The following is a 7,353-nucleotide window of genomic DNA, read 5'->3' as shown; positions in this document are numbered from 1 at the left end:
GGGGCCCCCCGCCCCCGGGCGGGGCCCCCGGGGGGGGGGGCGCCCGCCCACCCCCCCCCCCCCCCCCCCCGTTGGGGGGGGGCGGTCGTCGGTGTGCGCGATTCACGGAACCGAAGGCCAGGGACCCTCAGTACGTTGGCGAATCGTTTTGGCTGCTGTTACCAAAGCTTGGTCTAGAACCTGGCCGCCTTGCCGATGAGCGCGAGTGCAGCCTCGTGCTCACCCTCCTCCAGCGGAGCCAGCAGCAGCCGCTGGACCTCGGCCACACCGGCGGCCGAACGGTGCAGCAGGTCCTGTCCCGCCGGTGAGAGCGAGAGCAGGTTGCGCCGTCCGTCCGAGGGGTCGCGCCGACGCTGCACCAGACCGCGGCGCACCAGCCGGCTCACCATCTCGGCCATGGTGGCCTTGTCCAGCGAAGCCAGCTCGCCGACCGTGCGCTGGTCGGCGCCCGGCTCCAGCTCCAGCGCGTCCAGCACCGCGTACTGCGGGGCCGTCAGCTCGGCGCCGACGTGCTCCGACCAGAGCTTGGTGTGCACCTGCTGGCTCACCCTGATCAGGTAGCCGATCGCCCGCTGGGCGTCCAGTATCGGCCGCGCGTCCGTGAAGACGGCGACCGCCGCGGGCTCCAGCCTGGCTATCTTGGCCATCACCCGGACGATCTCGACCTGCTCCTCCGCCGTCAGCGGCTCGAACAGGACGCGCTGCACGCGGACCACACCACCGGTGGCCTCGCGCACCGCCTGGGCGCCGCTCTGCGAGAGAGCGAGCAGCTTGCGCCGGCCGTCGGCCGGGTCACGCCTGCGCAGCACCAGGCCGCGGCGGACCAGCCGCGCGACCATCTCCGCCATCGTGGCCTTGTCCAGCGAGGCTCGCTCGCCGACCGTCCGCTGGTCCGCACCCGGTTCGAGGGCCAGGACCAGCAGCACGGCGAACTGTGGAGCCGTGAGATCGGCTCCGACGTGCTCGGACCACAGACGGGTGTGAACCTGCTGTGCAACACGAATGAGGTGTCCGGGCGACTGCTGCAGTCGCGCGGACACGCGGGTTGTCGGGATCTCCCCCAGCACCATGTATCCGTCCCGATGTCACACCCGGTGTGTGTGGGACACCCGGGTGGGGCAGTAACGGCGAGTGGGCGTCCAGCTATGAGGGAGGGCGCTCCAGCCGTGCAGCCGGTGGCTGCTGGCGGACACTATACAAACGGCGGGCCCTTGCTGGCAGGCAGGGGCGGATAGTAGACGCAGGTTCGGCAACATTGGCATATTTACGCGCTGCCACGCCCTTGCAGTAACCCGTTCTCAGCAGAAAGCCGACCGGTCGGTCCTTACCGACCGTCACCTGCGCCTCTCCGCTCTGGCCGCCTTCCCTACTCGCCGGTAGGGTGTGGCCACCCTCTCCGGGGGCTCTCCCCGGAGGAACCCCCGAGAGAGACGAGAGCGAGCATGACCGAGCAGAGCACCGCCCCCCGGGTCGCCGTCGTCACCGGCGCCGCCCGCGGCCTGGGTGCCGCCACCGCCGAGCGGCTGGCCGCCGACGGCTACGCGGTCGCCGTCCTGGACCTCGACGAGGCGGCCGGCAAGGACACCGTCGCCCGGATCACCGCCGCCGGCGGCAAGGCGCTGGCCGTCGGCGCCGACGTCTCGGACGCCGAGCAGGTCCAGGCCGCGGTCGACCGCGTGGTCGCCGAGCTCGGCGCCCCCGTCGTGCTGGTCAACAACGCGGGCGTACTCCGCGACAACCTGCTCTTCAAGATGTCCGAGTCCGACTGGGACACGGTCATGAACGTTCACCTCCGCGGCGCCTTCCTGATGACCCGCGCAGTGCAGAAGCACATGGTCGACGCCGGTTTCGGCCGCATCGTCAACCTGTCCTCCTCCTCGGCCCAGGGCAATCGCGGCCAGGCCAACTACTCGGCCGCCAAGGCGGGCCTGCAGGGCTTCACCAAGACTTTGGCCATCGAGCTCGGCAAGTTCGGCATCACCGCCAACGCGGTCGCCCCCGGCTTCATCGCCACGGACATGACCGCGGCCACCGCCGCCCGCGTCGGCATGGACTTCGAAGACTTCAAGCGGGCCGCGGCCTCTCAGATCCCGGTCCAGCGGGTCGGTCTGCCTGAGGACGTCGCCCACACCATCTCGTTCCTCGCGAGCGAGGGCGCCGGCTTCGTCTCCGGACAGGTGATCTACGTCGCGGGCGGCCCCCTCGACTGAGCACGGAACCTACACAGGGTTACCACGGAGTGGGAAGCCGGACCGACCGGCCTCCCGCTCCGTTTCCTTTACCGGGGCTTTTGCAGAATCATTCGAAGACCACACGGGCATTCGATCCCTGAATAGCGTGAATCACTCCCGGACTGCTCGGGGGCGGGCCCAATTGTCGATTTCACGGGAAAATGACAATTCCCTCCGAAATGGCCCTGTCCGGATGGGTAAGGTCACCCCGTGCAATCCAGAAGTACCCACGCTCCCATCCCGCGACCGCGGTCGGAACACCACGTCGTCACGCCGGGCCGGGAACGACCCGCCACCACCGGCAGCGCCCACGGCCGGGTCGTCCCCGTCCGCCGCGGACCCGACCGCCGGGGCCCGGCCGGCCCCGGCCACCGCGAGCCCGGCTGGCCCCCGATGAGCCGACGGCAGGCCGCACTGCTCGCCGCCACCCTCGTCGTCTACCTGCTGGTACTGGCCGGCGTCCTGCTGAACACCGCCCTGGTCGACCTCGACTGGTCGGTCCGCCTGCTGCGCCCGTACGAGCGGTGGCCCAGGCTGGAGCCGCTGCTCGACACCTGGGTGGTCGCCGGGCAGCGCGGTCCCTCGGCGATCGCCGCCTTCGCCTGGCTCGCCTGGCGCGCCCACCGCCTCGGCCGGCTGCGTCCGCTGCTGGTCATGGCCGTCGCGCTGCTGCTGCTCAATGTCACGGTCGGCGCGGTGAAGATCGTCACCGGGCGGCTCGGCCCGCACTACGCCCAGTATGTCGGTTCGCCCGAGCTCTTCTCCGGCGGCACCATCTTCCCGTCCGGCCACACCGCCAACGCCGTGGTCACCTGGGGCGTGCTCGCCTACCTCGCGGTCCGCTGGCGCCGCACCGGCGCGCTGATCGCCGCCGCGACCGCCTGCTCGATCGGCCTGACCACGGTCTACCTGGGCACCCACTGGGTCACCGACGTGCTGGCCGGCTGGGCCGCCGGACTGCTCGTCCTGCTCTCACTGCCCCTGCTGGAGCCCCTGGTCGCCGTCGCCGAGCAGCGACTGCACCGCCGCTTCGGCCGCCGCGTCCTCCGCTACCGGGCCTGATCCCCGTCAGCCCATGGTGGAGGCGGTGGAGGCGACCGCTACCCCTCCCAGCTCCGCTCGACCACGCCGTCCCGCACCGCCAGGTTGAGGCGCCCCTGCCGGTACTCCATGGTCATCAGCTCCCCCGGCTCCAGCACCCGGACCGAGGCCCAGCCGTGCCGCCGGGCCAGCTCCTTGGCCCGTTCGACCCGCAGCCCCGCGTACCCCTCGGCGTCCGCCCCGGCCGCTCCCGACCCCACCGCGTCCGATCCCGACATCGCGCCTCCCCCGGCCAGCTCCCTCGGACGTACGCTGGAATCGTAGCCCGACCCGAGCGGTCCGGAGGTGAACGCCCATGCGCACCACCACCCCGCGACGGTGGCGCAGCGGCACCGAGCCGGCCACCGCCCGCAGCGACCTCAAGCTCCGCTACCTGCTCTCGCTGGTCTTCACGCCGCTGTTCATCCTGGGCACGGTGGGCTTCGCCGTCTGGGCGGCCACTTCCCCCGTCAACGGCGCCCCCAGCCGGGGCACGCTCACCGGCTTCGCCATCGCCTGCGGCCTGCTCTCCCTGTTCGCCGTCGTCGATCTCGTGGTGGTGGTCCGGCGCCGCCGGACCGAGCTCTGACGCGGTGTCTCCCATGGAGTGGGAAGTCGGCCCGGCCGACTTCCCACTCCTCGCGTCCGCCCCGCGCTCCCGCCGGCACCGCCCCCGGCTCCCGCCCGCCGCGCCCCGGGCCTCAGCGACTGCCGACCGCCTGCTTCACCAGCGTCCGCCCGAAGTCCCACATCAGACCGCTCCCCCGGTGTGCCTCGTCCATGATGTCGGTGAAGGCGGTCATGAACCGGTCGACGTCCCGCTCGGTGATGATCAGCGGCGGAATCAGCTTGATCACTTCCAGGTGGTCCCCGGACACCTGGGTCAGGATCCGGTGCCGCTGCAGCAGCGGAACCACGACCATCTGTGCGAACAGTCCCTTGCGTGCCGCCTGCAGGGCCGTCCACCCGGTGCGCAGCTTGAGCGACTTGGGCCGCCCGAACTCGATGCCGATCATCAGCCCGCGCCCGCGCACCTCGGCGAGCAGCTCGTACTGGTCGACCAGCGCGGTCAGCCGCTCGCGGAACAGGTCGCCGACCGTGCGGGCGTTCTCGACCACCTTCTCGTCCCGCATCACCTCCAGGGTCGCCAGGCCGGCCGCCATGGCCTGGGCGTTCGACCCGAAGCTGGCCGAGTGCACCAGCACCCGGTCCATCGAGGAGTACACCTTCTCGAAGATCCAGCCCTTGCCGAGCGTCGCCCCGACCGGGATGTACCCGCCGGAGAGCGCCTTCGCCGCGCAGACCAGGTCGGGCAGCACGCCGTCCTCGTGCTGGTAGGCGAAGAACTCGCCGGTGCGGCCGATCCCGGTCTGCACCTCGTCGCAGATCAGCAGCGCCCTGTGCTCGTGCAGCAGCGCCTGGGCGGCACGCAGCCAGCCGGGCGGTGGCGCCTGGACGCCCTTGCCCTGGATCGGCTCGACGATCAGCCCCGCGACGTCGCCGCGCTTCAGCTCCTTGGCCAGTGCCCCGAGATCGCCGAGCGGGATCGCGGTGTCCGGGAGCAGCGGGTCGAACCCCTTGCGGAAGCCGCTCTCCCCGTTGACCGACAGCGAGCCGGTGGTCAGCCCGTGGAAGGCGTGGTCGGCGTAGAGGATGCGCTTGCGGCCGGTGGCGTACCGGGCGAACTTGAGCGCGGTCTCCACCGCTTCCGTGCCGCTGTTGCCGAAGAACACCCGGTCCAGCCCGGGCGCGTACGACAGCAGCCGCTCGGCCAGCAGTCCGGGCAGGGGCGAGCAGTCGAAGCGGACCAGGTCCGGCAGGTCGAGGTCCATCACCTGCCGGATCGCCGAGCGCACCACCGGGTGGTGGCGGCCGAGGGCGAAGATGCCGAAGCCGGCCAGCATGTCGAGGTACTCGTTGCCTTCGGCGTCGTAGAAGTACGGGCCCTCGGCGCGCTCGTAGTACTTGTCGAAGCCGATGGTGTGGAGCATCCGGGACAGCTGCGGGTTGAGGTAGCGGCTGTTCAACTCGTAGCGCTCACGGCCGCGTTCGGCGAGGAGGGCGGCGAGGTCGAAGGCGGGGCGGTCTGGGTCAGCCGGCATGGCGCGGGTTCGCTCCTCGGGTCGGTAGCAGGTTCTTGGCGAAGACGGCGGCCTGGGCGGCGACCCCGGTCCCGGTGAGCCCGGCCTCCTCCAGGATCTCTCCGCGCGACGCGTGCCCGAGGAACTCCTGCGGCAGGCCGAGCACCCGCACCGGTACGTCGACGTCGGCGTCGCGCAGCGCCTGGGCGATCGCCGAACCGACCCCGCCGGTCCTGCCGTTGTCCTCGACGGTGACCACCAGCCGGTGGGCGGCGGCGAGTTCGGGGAGTGCCGGGTCGACCGGCTTGACCCAGCGGGGGTCGACCACGGTCGCCGTGAAGCCCTCGGCGAGCAGCAGCCGGGCGGCGTCCAGGCAGGCCGGGGCGGTGGTGCCGACGGCGACCAGCAGGATCTCGGCCGGCCGTCCGGTGCGCAGCAGGACGTCCACCCCGCCGGTCCGCTCGACAGCCGGTACGGCGGGGCCGACGTTCCCCTTCGGAAAGCGCACGACCGTCGGCGCGTCCCGGACCTCGACGGCCTCGCGCAGCTGCGCCCGCAGTTGTTCGGCGTCGCGCGGCGCGGCGAGCCGCAGGCCCGGGACGACCTGCAGGATCGACATGTCCCACATGCCGTTGTGCGAGGCGCCGTCCGGTCCGGTCACCCCGGAGCGGTCGAGCACGAAGGTGACGCCGAGCCTGTGCAGGGCGACGTCCATCAGCACCTGGTCGAAGGCCCGGTTGAGGAAGGTGGCGTACACCGCGACCACCGGGTGCAGCCCGCCGGTTGCCAGCCCCGCGGCGCTGGTGACGGCGTGCTGCTCGGCGATCCCGACGTCGAAGGTCCGCTCCGGGTACGCCTTGGCGAACGGAGCCAGGCCCACCGGCTGCAGCATGGCCGCGGTGATCGCCACCAGGTCCGGCCGCTCGGTGCCGAGCGCGAGCAGTTCCTCGCCGAACACCGAGGTCCAGGAGACGCCACCGCTGGGCGAGATCGGCAGGCAGGTGTACGGGTCGATCGGGTTGACGGCGTGGAAGCGGTCGGCCTCGTCCTGTTCGGCGGGCCGGTAGCCGCGCCCCTTGACGGTCAGGCAGTGCACGATGACCGGCCCGCCGAAGTTGCGGGCCTGGCGCAGCGCCTGTTCGACCGCGCCCAGGTCGTGGCCGTCGATCGGGCCGAGGTACTTGAGGCCGAGGTCCTCGAACATGCCCTGTGGGGCGAAGGCGTCCTTGAAGCCCTTCTTGGCGCCGTGCAGCGCGTCGAAGATCGGCTGGCCGACCAGCGGGGTGCGCTGCAGCGCCCCCTTGCCGAGGGCGAGGACGCGCTCGTAGCCCTGGGCGGTGCGCAGGGTGGCGAGGTGGTTGGCGAGGCCGCCGATGGTCTTGGCGTAGGAGCGCTCGTTGTCGTTGACGACGATGACCAGCGGCCGCTCGCGGGCTTCGGCGATGTTGTTGAGCGCCTCCCAGGCGAGCCCGCCGGTGAGCGCGCCGTCGCCGATCACCGCGACGGTGTGCCGGTCGTGCTGGCCGAGCAGCTGGGCGGCCTTGGCGAGGCCGTCGGCGTAGGACAGTGCGGTGGAGGCGTGCGAGTTCTCGACCAGGTCGTGCTCGGACTCGCCGCGCGAGGGGTAGCCGGAGAGTCCGCCCCGCATCCGCAGCCGGGTGAAGTCCTGGCGGCCGGTGAGGAGTTTGTGGACGTAGCTCTGGTGGCCGGTGTCGAACACGATCCGGTCGTACGGCGAGTCGAAGACCCGGTGCAGCGCGATGGTGAGCTCCACCACGCCGAGGTTGGGCCCGAGGTGTCCGCCGGTGCGGGTGACGGCGTCGATCAGGAAGTCGCGGATCTCGTCGGCGAGCAGTGGGAGTTCGGCCGCCGGTAGCTTGCGCAGCTCGGCCGGCGACGTGACGCGGGAGAGCAGTGACATGGGTACACCTCACGACTCGGAGCGGTGCGGTGGTGCCTCC

7 protein-coding genes are annotated in these 7,353 nt (G+C 71.7%); 3 read left to right on the top strand and 4 right to left on the bottom strand.

Annotated elements, in window-relative coordinates:
* Positions 1–173 precede the first annotated feature (173 nt).
* Complete coding sequence (locus tag ABT048_RS27710) at positions 174–1,070, bottom strand: MarR family winged helix-turn-helix transcriptional regulator (RefSeq protein WP_350524235.1); 897 nt, start codon at positions 1,068–1,070, stop codon at positions 174–176.
* A 372-nt stretch (positions 1,071–1,442) separates the two neighbouring features.
* On the opposite strand from ABT048_RS27710, the gene fabG reads away from it, so the two are divergent.
* Together fabG and ABT048_RS27700 are read left to right on the top strand one after the other, a co-directional pair.
* Positions 1,443–2,210, top strand: coding sequence for a 3-oxoacyl-ACP reductase FabG (gene fabG, locus ABT048_RS27705; RefSeq protein WP_350524234.1), 768 nt, complete (start codon positions 1,443–1,445; stop codon positions 2,208–2,210).
* 414 nt (positions 2,211–2,624) lie between these two features.
* Positions 2,625–3,293, top strand: coding sequence for a phosphatase PAP2 family protein (locus ABT048_RS27700; protein WP_350524233.1), 669 nt, complete (start codon positions 2,625–2,627; stop codon positions 3,291–3,293).
* Positions 3,294–3,331: 38 nt separating this feature from the next.
* Here the strand turns inward: ABT048_RS27700 and ABT048_RS27695 are convergent, their stop codons facing one another.
* Positions 3,332–3,550 (bottom strand): I78 family peptidase inhibitor, encoded by a 219-nt coding sequence (locus ABT048_RS27695; protein WP_350524232.1) that lies wholly within the window; start codon positions 3,548–3,550, stop codon positions 3,332–3,334.
* Positions 3,551–3,627: 77 nt separating this feature from the next.
* On the opposite strand from ABT048_RS27695, the gene ABT048_RS27690 reads away from it, so the two are divergent.
* Complete coding sequence (locus ABT048_RS27690) at positions 3,628–3,900, top strand: DUF6343 family protein (protein ID WP_350524231.1); 273 nt, start codon at positions 3,628–3,630, stop codon at positions 3,898–3,900.
* A 112-nt stretch (positions 3,901–4,012) separates the two neighbouring features.
* Here the strand turns inward: ABT048_RS27690 and ABT048_RS27685 are convergent, their stop codons facing one another.
* Both ABT048_RS27685 and dxs read right to left on the bottom strand, forming a co-directional pair.
* Complete coding sequence (locus ABT048_RS27685) at positions 4,013–5,413, bottom strand: aspartate aminotransferase family protein (RefSeq protein WP_350524230.1); 1,401 nt, start codon at positions 5,411–5,413, stop codon at positions 4,013–4,015.
* Complete coding sequence (gene dxs, locus ABT048_RS27680; RefSeq protein WP_350524229.1) at positions 5,403–7,313, bottom strand: 1-deoxy-D-xylulose-5-phosphate synthase; 1,911 nt, start codon at positions 7,311–7,313, stop codon at positions 5,403–5,405. Before dxs ends, ABT048_RS27685 begins: the two co-directional genes overlap by 11 nt.
* Positions 7,314–7,353 lie beyond the last annotated feature (40 nt).

Source organism: Kitasatospora sp. NPDC096140, from assembly GCF_040303045.1.
GTDB lineage: Bacteria > Actinomycetota > Actinomycetes > Streptomycetales > Streptomycetaceae > Kitasatospora.
Note: the sequence above shows the minus strand (reverse complement) of the source record. Positions and strands in the feature narration are given on the sequence as shown.